The 16,788-nt window shown below is 51.5% G+C and carries 16 protein-coding genes and 1 pseudogene; 14 read left to right on the plus strand and 3 right to left on the minus strand.

The features are described 5' to 3' along the window. The first annotated feature begins 268 nt into the window (after nucleotides 1-268). The 12 genes from V8V93_RS11450 to V8V93_RS11505 all read left to right on the plus strand — a co-directional run bounded on the left by V8V93_RS11450 (nucleotide 269) and on the right by V8V93_RS11505 (nucleotide 11,377). A complete protein-coding gene (locus tag V8V93_RS11450; protein WP_338666803.1) occupies nucleotides 269-1,387 on the plus strand; it encodes a DUF342 domain-containing protein in 1,119 nt (372 codons plus the stop codon). A gap of 2 nt (nucleotides 1,388-1,389) precedes the next feature. Then, a complete protein-coding gene (locus V8V93_RS11455; RefSeq protein WP_338666804.1) occupies nucleotides 1,390-2,142 on the plus strand; it encodes a motility protein A in 753 nt (250 codons plus the stop codon). A 21-nt stretch (nucleotides 2,143-2,163) separates the two neighbouring features. Then, nucleotides 2,164-2,928: an OmpA/MotB family protein gene (locus V8V93_RS11460; protein ID WP_338666805.1), complete on the plus strand. Its 765-nt coding sequence runs from the start codon at nucleotides 2,164-2,166 to the stop codon at nucleotides 2,926-2,928. A 12-nt stretch (nucleotides 2,929-2,940) separates the two neighbouring features. Next, nucleotides 2,941-3,693: a flagellar motor protein MotB gene (locus V8V93_RS11465; RefSeq protein ID WP_338666806.1), complete on the plus strand. Its 753-nt coding sequence runs from the start codon at nucleotides 2,941-2,943 to the stop codon at nucleotides 3,691-3,693. 164 nt (nucleotides 3,694-3,857) lie between these two features. Continuing rightward, a complete protein-coding gene (locus V8V93_RS11470) occupies nucleotides 3,858-4,421 on the plus strand; it encodes a TetR/AcrR family transcriptional regulator (protein ID WP_338666807.1) in 564 nt (187 codons plus the stop codon). 2 nt (nucleotides 4,422-4,423) lie between these two features. Beyond that, nucleotides 4,424-5,845 carry an aldehyde dehydrogenase family protein gene (locus V8V93_RS11475; RefSeq protein WP_338666808.1) on the plus strand — a complete coding sequence of 474 codons (1,422 nt, stop codon included), beginning with the start codon at nucleotides 4,424-4,426 and terminating at the stop codon, nucleotides 5,843-5,845. 535 nt (nucleotides 5,846-6,380) lie between these two features. Then, a complete protein-coding gene (gene hxsD / locus V8V93_RS11480) occupies nucleotides 6,381-6,731 on the plus strand; it encodes a His-Xaa-Ser system protein HxsD (protein ID WP_338666809.1) in 351 nt (116 codons plus the stop codon). Continuing rightward, nucleotides 6,721-8,190 (plus strand): His-Xaa-Ser system radical SAM maturase HxsB, encoded by a 1,470-nt coding sequence (gene hxsB / locus V8V93_RS11485; protein ID WP_338666810.1) that lies wholly within the window; start codon nucleotides 6,721-6,723, stop codon nucleotides 8,188-8,190. Before hxsD ends, hxsB begins: the two co-directional genes overlap by 11 nt. After that, a complete protein-coding gene (gene hxsC / locus V8V93_RS11490; RefSeq protein ID WP_338666811.1) occupies nucleotides 8,177-9,304 on the plus strand; it encodes a His-Xaa-Ser system radical SAM maturase HxsC in 1,128 nt (375 codons plus the stop codon). Before hxsB ends, hxsC begins: the two co-directional genes overlap by 14 nt. A gap of 117 nt (nucleotides 9,305-9,421) precedes the next feature. After that, the gene (locus V8V93_RS11495) at nucleotides 9,422-9,694 is read left to right on the plus strand and encodes a hypothetical protein (protein ID WP_338666812.1); all 273 of its coding nucleotides are present in this window, start codon (nucleotides 9,422-9,424) and stop codon (nucleotides 9,692-9,694) included. 290 nt (nucleotides 9,695-9,984) lie between these two features. Further along, entirely contained in the window at nucleotides 9,985-10,260 is a 276-nt protein-coding gene (locus tag V8V93_RS11500) for a hypothetical protein (protein WP_338666813.1), read from the plus strand. Between the two features lie 304 nt (nucleotides 10,261-10,564). Further along, nucleotides 10,565-11,377, plus strand: coding sequence for a hypothetical protein (locus V8V93_RS11505; RefSeq protein WP_338666814.1), 813 nt, complete (start codon nucleotides 10,565-10,567; stop codon nucleotides 11,375-11,377). A gap of 13 nt (nucleotides 11,378-11,390) precedes the next feature. Here the strand turns inward: V8V93_RS11505 and V8V93_RS11510 are convergent, their stop codons facing one another. Continuing rightward, the gene (locus V8V93_RS11510) at nucleotides 11,391-11,849 is read right to left on the minus strand and encodes a thermonuclease family protein (RefSeq protein WP_338666815.1); all 459 of its coding nucleotides are present in this window, start codon (nucleotides 11,847-11,849) and stop codon (nucleotides 11,391-11,393) included. 564 nt (nucleotides 11,850-12,413) lie between these two features. On the opposite strand from V8V93_RS11510, the gene V8V93_RS11515 reads away from it, so the two are divergent. Both V8V93_RS11515 and V8V93_RS11520 read left to right on the plus strand, forming a co-directional pair. Then, on the plus strand, nucleotides 12,414-12,986 hold the full coding sequence (locus V8V93_RS11515; protein WP_338666816.1) for a recombinase family protein: 573 nt from the start codon (nucleotides 12,414-12,416) through the stop codon (nucleotides 12,984-12,986). Nucleotides 12,987-13,027: 41 nt separating this feature from the next. Further along, complete coding sequence (locus tag V8V93_RS11520) at nucleotides 13,028-14,509, plus strand: hypothetical protein (RefSeq protein WP_338666817.1); 1,482 nt, start codon at nucleotides 13,028-13,030, stop codon at nucleotides 14,507-14,509. A gap of 356 nt (nucleotides 14,510-14,865) precedes the next feature. Here the strand turns inward: V8V93_RS11520 and V8V93_RS11525 are convergent, their stop codons facing one another. Together V8V93_RS11525 and V8V93_RS19485 are read right to left on the minus strand one after the other, a co-directional pair. Beyond that, nucleotides 14,866-15,906 carry a site-specific integrase gene (locus V8V93_RS11525; protein ID WP_338666818.1) on the minus strand — a complete coding sequence of 347 codons (1,041 nt, stop codon included), beginning with the start codon at nucleotides 15,904-15,906 and terminating at the stop codon, nucleotides 14,866-14,868. 366 nt (nucleotides 15,907-16,272) lie between these two features. Further along, a pseudogene (locus tag V8V93_RS19485) lies at nucleotides 16,273-16,476 on the minus strand (hypothetical protein); the annotation flags it as partial. Between the last annotated feature and the right edge of the window lie 312 nt (nucleotides 16,477-16,788).

The following is a 16,788-nucleotide window of genomic DNA, read 5'->3' on the forward strand; positions in this document are numbered from 1 at the left end:
CTGGTGTTGCACGAATCATCCCAACCTAGCATGTCTCTTACGTTCAATATCGGCGGATACGCCATTTTCTTTAGGGGGAGTCAATATTTGATGGCAAGTATTGGGCAGGGTGCGCAAAAGTTGATAATCATTGACGCAAAGTCGATAATTCAATACGGTCACAGTGATCTGAATTTGGCTTGCAACAGGCCGGTTTGTTTGAGTCTTCATGGCTGTTCGGCGCCCTCTTCGGGTGGTCGGCCTTCCCATAAAATCCTCCAGAGGGGCAATGCTGTTTTTCCTGAAACACTACTTCGATCCCGACTGGGACCCGGCCAAACTCAAACCGGAAGAACTGGCGGACGGCAGCGTGGACCATCACGAACGCCAGTTCGTCAAGAACGTGGCCGCCGGAGACCTCATCGCCGAATGGATTCCTGTGGAAGAGGCGGGCGAGGATCTGGATGAACGGTTCGTGTCGGAAGAGAAGGCCTTCCCGGCGGGCAAGGGCACGGGCATCAAGCGGGAGTACCCCGACAAGCTCTTCGCGGCCGTGGACGGCTACGTCTGCTACAAGGAAGGGAGGATTCTCGTCCGCAACCCGCTGACGGTCCATTCGGACATCGATTATCACACGGGCAACGTGGATTTCGTGGGCAACGTGGTGGTTGAGGGGTCCGTGCGCAGCGGCTTCATCATCGAAGCCTCCGACGTTCGGGTCAACGACCAGGTGGAAGGGGCGACCATCAAAGCCCGTGGGAGCCTGGACTGCCGAGGCGGCGTCAAGGGCGGCAAGGAAGCGCTGCTCAAGGCCGGAAAGGACATGAGGTTGTCCTTCTGCGAATACGCGACCCTGCTGTCGGGCGGCGACATCATGATCAAGGGCGCGCTGATGCACAGCGACGTCTATGCGGGCAAGCGGCTGGCCGTGGGCGGCAGGCTCACCGGCGGGAACATCTGTGCCTACAACTACATCTATGTGGGCGAGCAACTGGGGGGCGGCATGGACACCGACACCTCCCTGGTCCTGGGTTACAAACCTTCGCTGCTTTTCGCCGACCAGCGGTACAATGTGCGGATCAAGGCCCTGCACGAGGACATCGCCTCTTTTGAAAAGGTCTTGAACAAGGGCGATGAATTCAGGGCCGAGTACCAGCCCCGGCTCGAGTCGGCCCGCAGGGAACTGAACCTGCTCAAGAACATGAAGGTCAAGCTGTGGGACGGCATCTACACCACCGAACGGCTGGACGATTGCCGGGTTCTGGTCCCGGGCGTGGTCAAGCCGGGCGTGGAAATCTGCATCGGTTCGGCGTATTACAAAGTGGATGATTTTTTGGAAGATGTTTTCTTCTACCATGACAACGGTGAAGTTAAAATCGGCGCTTCGGCTGCAAAGAGCAAGAAATAGCAATGGATATCGCAACTCTTATCGGGCTGGTCGGGGCCTTTGCCCTGGTCATCACAACCATTTTCATGGGCGGCAACGCGGCGGGCTTCATCGATATCCCTTCGGTGGTGGTCGTCATCGGCGGTACCTTTGCCGTTACCTTCATCATGTTTCCCATGGGCGTGGTCATCAACGCTTTCAAGGTCGGCATGAAGACGTTCCTGTTCAAGTCGGCCGATCCCCAGGACATCATCAAGCTGATCACCTCCCTGGCCGATACCGCCCGCAAGGAAAGCCTGGTTGCGCTGGAAAAGGTCAACATCGACGACGAATTCCTTAAAAAAGGCGTGATGCTGGTTGTGGACGGCTCCAGCGAAGGGCTGGTCCGGTCGGTCATGGAGATCGAGCTGGAATTCATGAAGCAGCGCCACCGCCAGGGACAGGCCGTGTTCAAGGGCATGGGCACCATGGCTCCGGCCTTCGGCATGATCGGCACACTCATCGGCCTAGTCAACATGCTCTCCAACCTGTCCGACCCTTCGTCCATCGGTCCGGCCATGGCCGTGGCCCTGCTGACCACCTTCTACGGGGCCATCATGGCCAACGTCATGTTTCTGCCCATGGCCACCAAGCTGGAGGAGCGGTCCGCGGAGGACGTCCTGTTCATGCAGATCATGATCGAGGGCGTCTCCTCCCTGCAGCGCGGCGACCATCCGTCGGTGGTCAAGGAAAAGCTGCAGGCCTTTCTCTCCCCGGCCCTGCGCGAAACGACCTAGTTTCCGGCACACGGAGAACCCATGGCCAAGGCCGAAGAAGTCATACGCAGAAAACCGCCGGAGGATCCGCCGGGCGACGAAGGATTGCCGCCGTGGATGGCGACCTTCGCCGACATGGTTACTCTTTTATTGTGTTTTTTCGTCCTCCTGCTGTCCTTTGCCCAGCAGAGCGAGGAGAAGTTCCGCGACGCGCTGGGCTCGCTCAAGGGCGCCTTCGGCGTCAAGGAGGTCCGGGCGGTCTCCGACGAGATGGCCCAATTCAACACCAGCTCCGAGGCGACCGAGAAGATGGCTTCGTCCATCTCCCATGATCAGCGGCTGCTCCTGTCCGTGGTCATGCGGGTGAAGTCCATGCTCGATAATATGGACGCGAAGCTCAAGGAGGGGGCGGGCGTGAGTGCGGACCGCGACGGCGTGGTCTTCAGCGCCAGCTCGGCCGCGCTGTTCAACCCCGGTACCGCAGAACTCCGGCCCGAGGCTTCGGAGATCCTGAATGCGGTGATCAAGGTCCTCAAGGACTACAAATTGAACCTCGTGGTTCGGGGCCATACGGACGACCGGCCCATCCACACGGCCAAATATCCGTCCAACTGGGAGCTGTCCGCGGCGCGCGCCGCCGTGGCCTTGGACTACATCGTCAGCAAGGGCGGGATCGAGATCAACCGGGCGAAGGCCGTGGGGTATGCGGATACTCGGCCCGAGGTGCCCAACGACACCGAGGCGGACCGGCTGAAGAACCAGCGGGTCGAATTCTACATGCACATGCCCCAACGGGATGCCTGGTAGGAACAGGGAAACATGGCCGAACAGGAAGCAATGGAACAGCAGGGTGGGGGACCCCAGTCCGACCCGCCCAAGCCCGACGAGGGGATTCCGCCGTGGATGGCCACTTTTGCCGACATGGTCACGCTGCTGTTGTGCTTTTTCGTCTTGCTGTTATCGTTCACCAACCAGGACGTAACCAACTTCCGCAAGCTCATGGGTTCCATCCAGGAGGCGTTGGGCGTGCAGTACGAGGACAGCTCCGCGTTGTCCGTTCCGTATGCCGATACAACCTTCAAGGAACGGGCAAGCGTCCGGGAGAACAGACAGATTGTCGAGCTCGGAGTGATTCTCAAGAAGGCCATCCGGGCCAAGGACCTGACCCACATGGCCAAGGTCAGTTCGGACAAGTCGGGGGTCATGCTCCGATTGAGCAATCAGGTGGTTTTCGACAAAGGGTCCGTGGAGTTGACCGCCGAGGCCAGGCAGGCCCTGGAAATGGTCATCGAATCCATGAAAAAGACCAATTTCAACCTGGTCATTCGGGGCCACACCGACGGCGAGGTGCCCGAGTCCCGACAGTACGGCTCCAACTGGGCCCTGTCCGCGGCCCGCGCTGCCCGCTGCCTGCGCTACATCCTCGACCATTCGGACATCCCGGCCACCCGCATGAAGGCCGTGGGTTACGGCGGCTCCAAGCCGCTCCTGCCAAGCACCTCCGAGGAAAACCGCCGCGCCAACCGCCGCGTGGAGTTCTTCTTTCTACCGCCCGGCCGCTCCAAGTGGTAGGCCGCTGATCCCACACCAAAAGCCCCGTCATGGAGGACGGTTGCATGCCGTTTTCCCGAGGAGAAGACAGGGAGCCTGTCTCATGCCTCCGCATGTATCCGGTGCGGTGGTGTGCTCTGCAAGCAAGGTTGACCAACTAGACCATTTAGGTCATTATAGTCAATATGAATACCACAGACGATTTGGAAAAACCCACTAGGGAACGCATCCTGGCCGAATCCATCCGCGTATTTGGCCGTCTGGGCTACCGGAAGAGTTCCATGGAGAGCCTGGCCGCTGCCGCGGACCGGTCCAAGCAGGGCCTGTATCTGCATTTTTCCGGGAAACATGAATTGTTCCAGGCCAGCCTCCGCTATTATCTGGACCAGGGGCTGGGCCTGGCCCGGGCGCAGCTGGCGTCGCCCGGCCAGACCCTTTCTGCCCGACTCCTGTACGCCATGGAGGCCTGGTTCGGGCGGCACAAGGATACCTTTGCGGCCGATGCGCTCGACGTGGCCGTGGCCGGCCTGCGGATAACGAACGAGAACGGCGAGCAGTACCAGGCCGTGTACCGCCGCGAGATCGCCCGGGCCATCGCGGCGGCGGGCAAGGAAACCGCCGGTTCCGCGGCCGATATCGCCCAGGTGCTGTTCGTGTGCGGCCTGAGCTGGAAGGAGCCGGGGTTGTCCCGCGAGGAATTCCTGGCTCGCATGGCCCTGTGCATCAAGGTTTGCCTGCGGGAGGAGTAGGAATGAAGACCATCGACCGATCTTTCATCAACGGGGAATTCAAACCCACCCGGGGCACCGGCCAGTTCGACTTGTACGATCCCTCCACGGCGGAGATCATTGGGCGGACGGTTCTGGGCGATGAGCGGGATATGCTGGACGCCATCGAATCGGCCAGGGAGGCGTTCAAGACCTTCTCAAGGACATCGGTCGCCGAGCGCGGGGAGATGCTCCTTCGCCTGCACGAGGCCTTGAGAAAAAGGGAAGACGCGTTGGTCGAAACGGCGATCCTCGAATACGGCTCGCCGGTAACGGCCACCGTGGGCCGGACGCGCGCTGCGGCGAACGCGTTTCTGGAGGCCCGCGAGACCCTGTTGGATTATCCTTTTGAAATGGCGGCGGGCAAGAAGCTGGTCGTCATGGAGCCGGTGGGCGTCGTGGGGGCCATTACGCCTTTCAATGCCGATTACGGCCATATCTGCGGCAAACTGGCCCCGGCCATCGCGGCCGGTTGCACCGTGGTCGTCAAGCCCAGCGAGAACAACGGCCTTGAGACGGAACTCCTGTGCCGGTGCATTCAAGAGGCGGACATCCCGCCGGGAGTGGTCAACGTCGTGGAAGGGCGGGGCGAGGCTTTGGGACCGGTTTTGTGCGGGCATCCAGATGTGGCCCTGATCAACTTTACGGGCTCGACCCGCGTGGGCAAGGAAATCGCCGCGCTGGGAGCTGGGACCATGAAGCGGTTCTGTCTGGAACTGGGCGGCAAATCCCCCAACATCATTCTGGACGATGCCGACATCGACAAGGCCGCCGCCCTGGCCTTGGTTATCGGGTTTTCCAACAGCGGACAGGCCTGCCACGCCGGGACCCGGCTGCTGGTGCCGAAAAAACGGCTGAAGGAGGTCGAGGCGAGCCTGAAGCGCGCAGTCGCCAAGCTGAAAATCGGGCATCTCCTCGATGCGGACTCGTTCATCGGCCCCCTGGTGAGCCGGAAACAGTTCGAGACGGTCCAGGCGTACATCCGGTCCGGCCTGGACGAGGGGGCGCAGCTCCTGGCCGGGGGACCGGGCCACCCGGAAGGGTTGGGCGGGTATTACGCGCGGCCGACGATCTTCACCAAGGTGTCGCCGTCCATGCGGATCGCCAGGGAAGAGATATTCGGACCGGTTATCGCGGTCATGACCTATGAAGACGAGGAGCAGGCCGTGGAAATGGCCAATGACACGGTGTACGGCTTGGCGGCCTTCATTATTTCCGCCGACCAGGACCGGGCCATGCGGATAGGCCGCCGCATCCATGCGGGCATGGTCGTGGTCAACGATACGATCGGCGCGGTCGTGGCCGGGCCGCCCGCTCCCCTCGGTGGCATGAAAGAATCGGGATTGGGCCGCGCCGGGGGCCGCTGGGGGCTTGAGGCGTACCTGGAGCCCAAGGTGATTGCCTGACCGTCTCCCACGAGCCTTGCCCGGCCCGACCACCCAAAGCGGCCCAAGCCGTATTTCGCCACGAAAAAAAGCCCCGCCGACATCGGCAGGGCCTTTTCTTCTCGAGAAGTGGTGGAGGCGGGGAGAGCCGCGCTGCTCAGTGCCTTCGCAGGCGATTTAAGTCGTATCTCGTACGAGTCTACTTCCGCGTAACGCGTTACAACACTTACGTTTACTCTCAAAGTTTAACAGTCTCGCTAGGGGCAGTTTCTTATTAGCGATAGGTGCGCTTATTTGACCCCCGCACTTTGAATGGATGATTGCACTACGGCCAGCACAAGTAAAGGTTCATTTGTGATAGGTTCCTTTCCCTAGCCATTCCATCAGTTTTGAGCAGGATAATGGCAAAATTTTGATAAGTAGTGCTTGGAGTCTTAGAGCTCTCAAGCCTAAGGCAAGCCAGGAATGTCTACACATTTAACGAATCGTTTACAAAGAATATTAAGGGGTGTATGCCCGTAGTGTTAATAAATGTTCACAAATGTAGGAGGATAGAGTGTTGTCCGACAATATAGTTGAACGGTTAGACGATGGAAAACTTATGCTCCGATTCAGCAAGGAATACTACCTTCGTGAAGCTATATTTGCAGCAGCGTATAAGTTTACCGATAAGTGCGCCGTGAAAATTGAACCAGTTGGAGAGGTGCATATCGGGGTGATCTTAGAGGAAAGATTGGGATTAGAAAAAGAAGCCCTTAAGAAGATCGCAATGGATTTTGCGAATGAGGCATTAGATCAGCAGGTTCGATTAGATTTAGAAGCACGAAATGGGCGAATTAGAGAGTTGATTGTTAGACATGCTTTTAGCCCAATATCTGACCTTGAGAGTGAGCTAAATGACAAATGACAATTACTATAGGCTGCTTCCTATTCGTTTCAAACCTGCGGGCAACAAGTTATTACTAACTACAGAGGCTGGTGATTTTCATTTTGTCTCTACAACAGAATTTGATGATATTCTTGGAGGTAGCCTTTCTGAAGAGTCTAAATTGTTTCAAGATTTAAAGAGTAAAGACTTCTTGGCTACAAGCAAGGCAGAGCTAATTCGCTCTATAGACATGTCTTCCACTCGTTATAGGTCAAGAAAGAGGTTTTTAAGTGATTTTACCAGTTTGCATATGATGGTTGTAACTCTTCGTTGCAATCAACGATGTGAATATTGCCAAGTCTCGTGCGAAGATGATGTGGCTTACAAGTATGATATGAAACCAGATGTGGCTAGGAAGATTGTTGACTATATTTTTATGTCGCCATCGAGCTGTATTAAAATAGAGTTTCAAGGAGGTGAGCCACTTCTCAATTGGGAAACTGTTAAATCAACTATTGAATATGCTGAATTAAAGAACAAATCATTTAATAAAAATTTAGATTTTGTTCTCTGCACTAATCTTACACTTATTGATGAAAATAAATTACTGTACCTTAAGGAGCATAATGTCGATATATCGACATCGCTAGATGGCACAGAGGGTATTCATGATGCAAATCGTGTTCTAAGAACAGGTGGCGGAACATATCGGCAATTCATTGAGAAGTTAAGTATTGCAAGAGATATTTGTGGTCATGACAAGATCGGTGCATTGATGACAACTACATCTGTATCGGTTGATGATCTTAGGCCTGTGGTTGATGAATATATTCGACTTGGATTTAATGGTGTTTTTTTTAGGGCACTCAATCCATATGGATTTGCTTCAGATAACGATGCAAAGCTTGGATACAATATTGATAGATTTGTTGACAGTTATAAGAAAGGCCTTGAGTATATAATTGAATTGAATTTAAGCGGTAAAACGTTTGTTGAGTATTATACGCTTTTGCTACTCACAAGAATATTAACTCCATTTTCTACAGGTTTTGTTGACCTACAATCACCTTCCGGTGCTGGAATAAGTGGTGTCATCTATGATTACAATGGAGATGTATACCCGGCAGATGAGGGACGTATGTTGGCTAGGATGGACGATCAGAAGTTCCTTATGGGTAATGTTTTTACTCATAGCTATAGTGGTATATTTGAGGGTGAGGTGTTAAAAGATATTGTTAGTAAATCATGTCTTGAGGTGATGCCTGGATGTTCAGACTGTGCATATCACCCATATTGTGGTGCTGACCCTGTGAGAAACTATTTGGAGACTGGTGATGTGGTGGGGGCTAGACCGATATCTCCATTTTGCCAAAAACATATGGGTATATTCGACTACCTCTTTTCTCTTATTGAGGAAGATCGACGGGATGTGATGGATGTCTTTTGGTCCTGGATCACTAGACTTCCATTGAAGGAGGTAAGGGGTGAAGACGATTAATGGTGAATATTCTAAAATGAAGGATGAGGTTGTTGGTCGTTTGATATCTCATCGTCTTCCGTTAAAAAATCGTAATGGGATGATCCTTGTTACAGACAGAGTTAAACTATCAGATGTCGGTTACGCGGGTATTATCTCTACAACTGAATCTTCAAATCTTATTGCACCATCGTACGCCTACTTTCCAGATTTTTCTTCAGAGGTGTTCAACGAAGGCGATGTAGTTAGTATAACCCCTTCAGCTCAAATTAATTTTCTTTGGGAAGTTGACCAGCAAAATAACGTCTTATTTCTCACCGAGGCGTGTAATTGTCGTTGCTTGATGTGCCCTCAGCCTCCTCAGGCTCATAATCCGAGGCTCATCAAGACAGCGAAGCAGGTGTTGAATCTTGCGCCTGAGTCCTATGAAGGGGAGATATGTATAACCGGCGGTGAGCCTACACTGTGTGGTGGTGATTTCTTAGAAATACTTCGGAGTTGTAGGGAGAAATATCCGTCTGCAAAAATTATAGTTCTTACAAATGGGAAGACATTTAGTGACTTTGATTTTGCTAAGTCTGTTGCCGAGTTAAATACTGGTGCTCTTTTCGCTGTTTCATTACATGCTGATATTGATTCATTGCATGATTTGATTGTCGGATCAGAAAATAGCTTTCAAAAGACGCAATCTGGGTTGTATAATCTTGCAAGGTTATGTCTTCCTGTAGAAATAAGGATCGTTGTCAGTCGGATTAATTATTCTAGGTTGAGAAGCCTCGCAGAATATATATTTCGGAATTATCCATTCTCATTCCATGTTGCATTTATGGCTTTAGAGGTGACAGGACTAGCTGTAAGCAATTTTGAAAGAGTATGGATTGATCCTGTGGATTATAAGATGGAATTAGAGGCAGCTCTTCATGAGCTTAACCGGAGGGGGATGAGAGTTTCTGCCTACAATCATCCATTGTGCCTGATTCATAAAAGGGCATGGCGGTATGCAAGAAAATCAATATCTGCCTGGAAAAATAGTTATCTGCCTAAATGTTCCTCTTGTTCGGTATTACAGCAGTGTTGTGGTGTTTTTACTACATCCGGTGAGAGTTTGAGTAGTAATATTAAGCCTATATGCTAATTTGTGCCACGTTTTTTGGGTGAAAAGTGGTTGAATGGTGCTTTACATTTACTATACGTATGTGTATTTAGTCATATATAAATTGTATTTTTCGTTGCTAATATAAGGAGGGGTGAAATGAAAATTTTTAATAAGGTCGCACTGTTCGTCGGTGGGCTGGCTGCTCTTGTTGGCGTTAGTGCAACCGATTCTAAAGCCGCTCTGCCTGAGCTAAAGGCCAAAGAGATTGTAGTGACTGAGCAAACTCCGCTTGTTCTTACTCAACCTAGCCTCAATTCGATTGATGGAGCTGATTTTCAAGCGTGGCATTCATCTCATAGTTCTCACGCTTCCCATGCCTCCCATCAATCGCATAGCTCTCACTATTCGTCCCGCTACCCCTCCCAATAGCGAGGGAGCACGGAAAAGGAGATGAGCCCACCATGTTGTGGGCTTTTTTTTTGCTACCATTTCTGTTTGGTGCCGCCGTCATAGGGGTGAGCGTATCCCAACTCAATCAAGCAGTCTGCTAAGCTCACGCCATCCACGTACACATCGGCTACAATCCTGAAGTATTTCACTCGTCGGAGGTACCGCAATCACCTGTCGTAGCTATATAACTCGTGGTTAGCTTCACATATAATTGGTTTTCGTTGAAGCGATCGTGTTTTTGATGTATGGCGAACCCAAAGGAGGCTGCTATGAAAAAGACCGTGATGCTGTTGATCGTATGTTTAGCATTATTTTTCAGTACGTTGGCTTGGGCTGGGGATGTATACGTAAAGGGATATATCCGGAAAGATGGTACTTACGTTGCTCCTCACTACCGTAGTTCACCTGATGGTAACCCTTATAACAATTGGTCTACCAAGGGGAACACAAACCCCTACACGGGTAAGCCTGGATATAAGAATCCAAACCCAAATAATTCTTTTGGGATACAGTCAAATCCGTACTCAACTCCTAAGAAGCAGTAGGGGGTATAGCGATGCGTCGAGTAATCCTGTTGCTAGTCCTTCTGTTTTCCTTATTCTTGACTACGGCCCTTGCTGAAAATCAGGGTGTAGAACCCAAGGCAAAACCTGCGACGACATTACAAGGTGACATGTGTAGCGACGACATTCCCTCTGAGCTTTTGGCTAAAAGTGGCTGTTGTTCATGGCATAAAGGGGTTTGTGGATGTCAGAATGGTAGGGTCGTATGTTGTGATGGGACGTACAGTCCGTCCTGTACCTGCCGAGCAGAAGATGTAGTTATTTCAAATTAGTATGGTGTATACTTATGACTGAGAACAGCCGTCCAGAAGCTCCTAAAGAGGGTTCTATTTCTAAGATAAGTCGTACAGGGCTTCAGGTGGCGGGGGGAGCAATCCCATTTGCTGGGGGGCTGCTCTCGGCCATTGCCGGACAGTGGGGAGAGCGTGAGCAGACCCGTTGGAATGATTTCTTTCACCAATGGGTGAAGATGCTTGAAGATGAGTTGAAAGAGAAAGAACAGACCATTTTGGAGATTGTGATGAGGCTAAATCTTCAAGATGAGGAAATTAATCGGCGTGTATCAAGCGACGAGTATCAGTCGTTGTTAAAGAAAGCCTTTCGAGAGTGGGGTGGTACCGAGAGTGAGAGCAAGCGCGAGTACATAAGGAATATTTTAACCAACGCGGCTGCAACCAGAATCACCTCAGATGATGTCGTGCGCTTGTTTATCGATTGGATTTCCAAGTATTCCGAGATGCATTTTTCGGTTATTGCGGCAATATACAATTCTGGTGGCATCTCAAGAGGAGCAATATGGGAGAAAATTGGTAAAGGGCCAGTTCGTGAAGACTCACCAGATGCGGACCTTTACAAACTCCTTTTTTTAGACCTGTCTACGGGACACGTAATAAGACAGCATCGTCCAGTAGATGCTTATGGTAACTTCATAAAAAAGAATCCGAAATCTCGGAGTAAGGGGCAGGGGAGCAGAACGCTTAAGTCTGCTTTTGATTACGATGAAGGATACGAGTTAACTGCTCTTGGTAATCAGTTTGTCCATTACGCAATGACGGATTTGCCCCTGCGAATAGACTACAAACCTGACATGGAAGAGTAGCCTTTAGTCTTTGCTACCATTTCTGTTTGGTACCACCGTCATAGGGATGAGCGTATCCCAACTCAATCAAGCGTTCTGCTAAGCTTACGCCATCCACGTACACATCAGCTACAATCCTGAAGTATTTTCCTCTCCTCAGATTCCGTAATTCGACAGTCTGAGCCTCCTCAAACCACTTCCGCACATAGTCTCGGGCCTTGATGGCTAGGGCTTTTACCTCTGGCCTCCTGTCCTTCATCTCTGGGGTGTCTATCCCGTTGACCCTAATACCGATGTTCTCACCTACGAGGGGAGGGTAGCAGGCCAGATCACACCGGAAGGTGTCCCCATCATACACGCTGATGATACGGGCGATGGTGGCAGTCTCCGCATAAATCTTGTCCTGCCTTGCCCAGCCTGAGGGGGGACTGAGTAGGGAGGCAGTGAGTAGTAGGGCGAAGAATCCGAGTCGATATGGAGTGTCTAGTTTCATTGCCGTGTCCATAGCACCCGTCCCCTACAGCTTGGAAGTGTAAAAATTTTTACACCCAGAGGGGGCTTATACCCTTATACGAGCCTTGATAGCAAAAATGCCGATATTTGAGCTTGCGTGATTTTGACCTCCTCAAGCGATGGTCTTGAGTGGTTGGCGGCTTTGCTCCTACAATGCGTTAGGAGCCAAATATGGGCGAATTTAAGGGGTGTCAGCCTTGGTTTTTGTGGGCCTAACACCCTAAAAAAGTGACTCAAAAATGTCTCAGGCAATGTGCAGTGCTCCGCTGGCCTAGATTCCCCCCGGTGCCCCTCGACCTGTCTCTGGGGGGTAATTTGTTGGAGGGCTTTGCCTGACCTCTAGGGTGGGGCCCTACCACCTATTCAGCCTTATCCGTGAGTAGTCCAAGAAGGTAAACCTTGTTGGGCACACTCTGCCTACCTCTCAACCCGCATTCCGCTGTGTATATCAAGGTTCATTTCTATTTGTTTGACACAATGTCTAGAAAGATCTTAATAGTTTTTAGGCATACACGATATCACTTTAGCGAGTAGGAGTAATGCGATGAATACGGGTAGAGGGCAACAAATAGGCTACGTGAGAGTGAGCACCCTGGATCAAAATACGGGGCGGCAATTGGATGGGATGAGGCTGGATAAGGTCTTTGAGGACAAGGCCAGTGCAAAGGATACCAATAGGCCAAACCTCCAAGCCTGTATGGACTACCTCAGGGAGGGCGATACCCTTCATGTGCATAGCATTGATCGGCTTGCTAGGAACCTTCAGGACCTTGAACAGTTGGTCATACTCCTTAACGGAAAAGGGGTAACGGTCCATTTCCATAAGGAGCACCTGATATTCACAGGAGAGGATAACCCTACACAGGTATTGATGTTCCAGATCATAGGCGCAGTAGCCCAATTTGAGCGTGCGCTTATCAGGGAGCGACAGCGAGAGGGGATAGCTCAGGCGAAGAGTAGAGGCATTCATTGTGGGCGTATGGCCGTGCTGAGTGAGTCCCAGGTACAGGAGATAAATGAGCGACTCAGCCAGGGTGAAACGAAGAAGGCGCTTGCCAAGGAATATGGGGTTAGCCGTCAGACTCTTTACAATGCTTTGGAGCGGCATTCCGCTTGATGATGGGGATAGGTAGGCGTATTCTCTGAGGAGATAATTTCTTGGAGAGTCAGATAGATATGACAGAATTGAGTGATAGATTAAGCCCTGAAGAACTAGAGCGAAGGCGTAGCAAAGCAATCGAGCTGAATCAGTCCAGCCAGATAGATTTCAACCTATGTAGTGATGCTCCTGAGGTCGATGCCGTAGTGGATGAAATCTACTGGATGTATAACATGCGGTATCAGCCTAAGAGGAAGCAGCCTAAGACGGTGAAACCGAACATCAAGGTACTGGTCCTCAATCTACTCAGAGCCAAGCACCTCAGGGAAGATTGGTATGTTGCCTACCCTCGGGGAAATGATGGCTACCCTTCCAAGAAGAGCCGCTACAACCTTACTGGTGTATCCCCAAAAATGGTAGAGATTGTAGACCTGTTAACGGAGGGGCACTTACTGGAAGGAGAGGTAGGTAAGCACTACAGGCCCGGTGAATCCCAGAAGAATAGGCGGTCTAGGGTGAGGGCTACTAGTGATCTACAGGCGATGTTTGACCGTGCCGGGCTTACCCCTGACATGATCTACCAGTGCCCTATGCGAGAAACCGTCATACTGAGACAGCCTAAGCGAGTGGATGGAACCAAGCCCTTGGATGATTATGAGGATACGGATGAGACAATCCGTATGCGGGAGAACCTGACCAAGATCAATACGCTCCTGAATGAGTCCTCCATAGAATTACGGCTTACCCCGGCTGAGTGGGACTTGCTCAATGCACGGCTGATAGCGTCAAAGGACGATCATAGGCGGCATGAGCCTTTGGATACATCAAGGGTTGGGTTGCATAGAGCGTTCAATGATAGCCGGTGGGACCATGGGGGTAGGTTCTACGGGGGATGGTGGCAGAACGTCTACAGCGAGTACAGAGAGAAGATTTTCATCAACGGGCTACCTACCGTTGAAGTAGACTACGCCAGCCTACATCCCAGGATACTCTATGCGCGGATAGGACTTGAAGCTCCTGAGGATTGCTATGCCATTCAAGGGGTAGACCCGAAGCACCGTACGCTGGTCAAGCAAGCCTTCCTGAGGATGATTAATGCCTACACAAACCGCGCTGCCTGTCTGTCTCTGAGGCGTGATCTACCTGCCCTTATAGAGGAATACCCGGAGTCTATCGAGGACCTCTGCCGGGGGATAGCGGAGACCCACGAGCCTATCGCTGAATTCTTCAACACAGGGGAAGGGATCAGGCTACAGTATCTCGATTCAAAGGTTGCAGAGCGAATCATGCTTCATTTCGTGGAACAGGGCGTACCTGTGCTACCTGTCCATGACAGCTTCATCGTGCCCTGTGTCAAGCAGGATGAGCTACTGGCTGTCATGTCTATGGAGTTTAAGCGGGAGTTCGGGTTCCCTGGTGTAGCTGAGGTGAAGGGTGAGCTATTCTCCCTTGAGAGCTACTATAAAAGGTGGGTAGGGAGGTCGGATGAGATTGAGGGAAATGCGGGCTACCCTCCTCAGGCTGCATATAAGATGAGGTAGGAAAAGGGGCTAGTTACCACTATTATACCCTATAGTAGGGGGGATATGGAAAGATATACACCAATATAGTCCTACTTTCTCCTACTCCCTAACCAGGAAGAATAAGGAGGGGGAGTCACTGCGGAGGATAGCCCAGAGTTTTGTAGGGGCAGGGGTAGTCCTGCGTCCCTAAGCCTACAGGAGGTGTAAAAGTTTTTACACCCTCTATTGTATGGGAGCTTTTTGCTGTCGGTTAATAGCCACCACACCATTAGGAGGATAGAGGCAGCTTCCCAATGTATGTTATCGCTGATAGCGGCAGAGCGTGTTTTGAGCTTCCTGTCTGACTATCAGTTCTATATTCACGGTGTCAGGGCTTACCTCGCATACCTAGAGGTGAGTAGGTGCCCAATGTGTAGCCCAGGATACTCCAATCGGGATACCAATCTCTCAAACACTATGTCTGGACTGAACCTCTTGCCATATCTCCCCAGAGTCTCACCCTCAACAACATGGCCGACAACCTCTTTAAGCATCACGTAGTCTACTTGGCTTTGCTTTAGTTGAGTAATGAAGGTGTGCCTGAAGCTATGGAAGTCTTTGCCGATCTCGTTAATTCCTACAGTCTTTTTAAATCGGTCATTGAACCAACGAGAGGGCTTATGCCCGAATCCATCACGGTAGGAAGTGATCTCAGGGAATAACCTGTCATGGCCTTGGTTTTGTAGCTCTTGCGCGTATCCTGGTAGATTAAGCTCAAGCAAGAATGGGTGGATCGGTACGAGTCTCTTGGAATTCGCGGTTTTAACACGCTTCACACCGTTGTCGTTAATATCCAATACCCAGACCCCGCAAACCTCCCTGATGTCTTCCAAATGGAGCTGGCATAGCTCTTCCAATCTACAGCCGGTGAATAGGCCCATGGCAGGTAGCCAGAACATGTAGGGGCTTGTAAAGGTGTCCTTTGTGTATCTGGGGGAGTTGAACAGCCTGTTCAGTTCACCAACCGTATATGCCTTTCTTTCCTGCTGAGGCGTTTTGCCTGTGGCTATGTGCATACCTTCAGCCCAGTTCGCTTGGATGTAGCCATTTTTAACGGCCCATTTGAAGAGTGAAGAAACTCTAGTTAGGGCCTTGTTGATGCTGGAAGGGGATAGCGACTTGCGAATTTTCATGTTGAGTATCTGCTTCACCGTCTTGCCTCGGTAGAGCGGTGACTTGTTCATGTTGGGAGGTAGTCTGAGGAGAGTCTGCTTATACTCTCTCATAACGGGGTAGCTTAGGCTTCCTACTGGCATGTCGCTTACGATCCTCAGGAATAGACTGTAAACAGCCTCATACTCATCCACCGTTTTCAGGGTCCAGCGGGATACTCGCTTTCCCTCATCCATGAAGTCTTGAATCATCTGGGAGAGCATGACCTTCTTGTCAGGTTTGAACCCAAGGTTTGACCCCAGTTGTTGACCCCGCTCCCAATTGGCTTGAAGCGTTGGTGTGTCTACGTTTGAAGGTTGATCTAAACGTCCCCTTTGCCCCCCATCATTGCCCCCGGCATATGCCCCCGTATTGAACATAATCGGTGAGATGGTAGGGTGTGTTGTGCCTACAGAGGCCAGTACATTTCTAACCTGAGAGTAGTAATGAGCCTGGATTGGTATGAGGTCGGCTTGGCTCGCAGAACCCGGTAGGGCCTTCACTGAGGACATAAGGGCATGGGTCAGCATAGATAGCTGAAGAGCTAGAGGCCGAGCCTCGGAAATGTAGGTGGTGCCTAGACTGAAGCGGTATTCAGACTTGCCAAGGGGAGTGCGTAGAGCATGGGGGATAGCATACCTGAAGTAGAGAATACCACGTTTCCTCCACAGGTAGGAGGGTGTCCTACCAATGGGCGTGGTCCGTCTACGACTGGCATTGTTATTGGTTCTTTGGGCTGGCTCAGAAAGGATTTCAAGCTTCACAGCTAAAGTCTCCCTCAAGCATGAGTTCATGCTTTAGTTTGACCCCTAGCGAGAATTGTTACGCTTAGTGAGCCCTATTTCTCCCGTAATAATAAATGGATAGAGGAGAAATGGTGGAGGGAACGCCGACCTACCGCAAAACAGTCTCAAAGCCCGCGCTCCTCGTAACGCCTTGATAATATGCGCCGAAGTCATCTCACACAACCATTTTCCGCCAACCAGACCAGAGAAACGATTTTCTACCCTGATTTCCCGGCACCGGACGAGGGTGACGGGTTTGCAGTAAAAACGGATACCTGGCGTCGAGCCGCAACAACTTCGAATCCGGTTTTCGGACGCCGG

Source organism: Pseudodesulfovibrio sp. 5S69, from assembly GCF_037094465.1.
Taxonomy (GTDB): domain Bacteria; phylum Desulfobacterota; class Desulfovibrionia; order Desulfovibrionales; family Desulfovibrionaceae; genus Pseudodesulfovibrio; species Pseudodesulfovibrio methanolicus.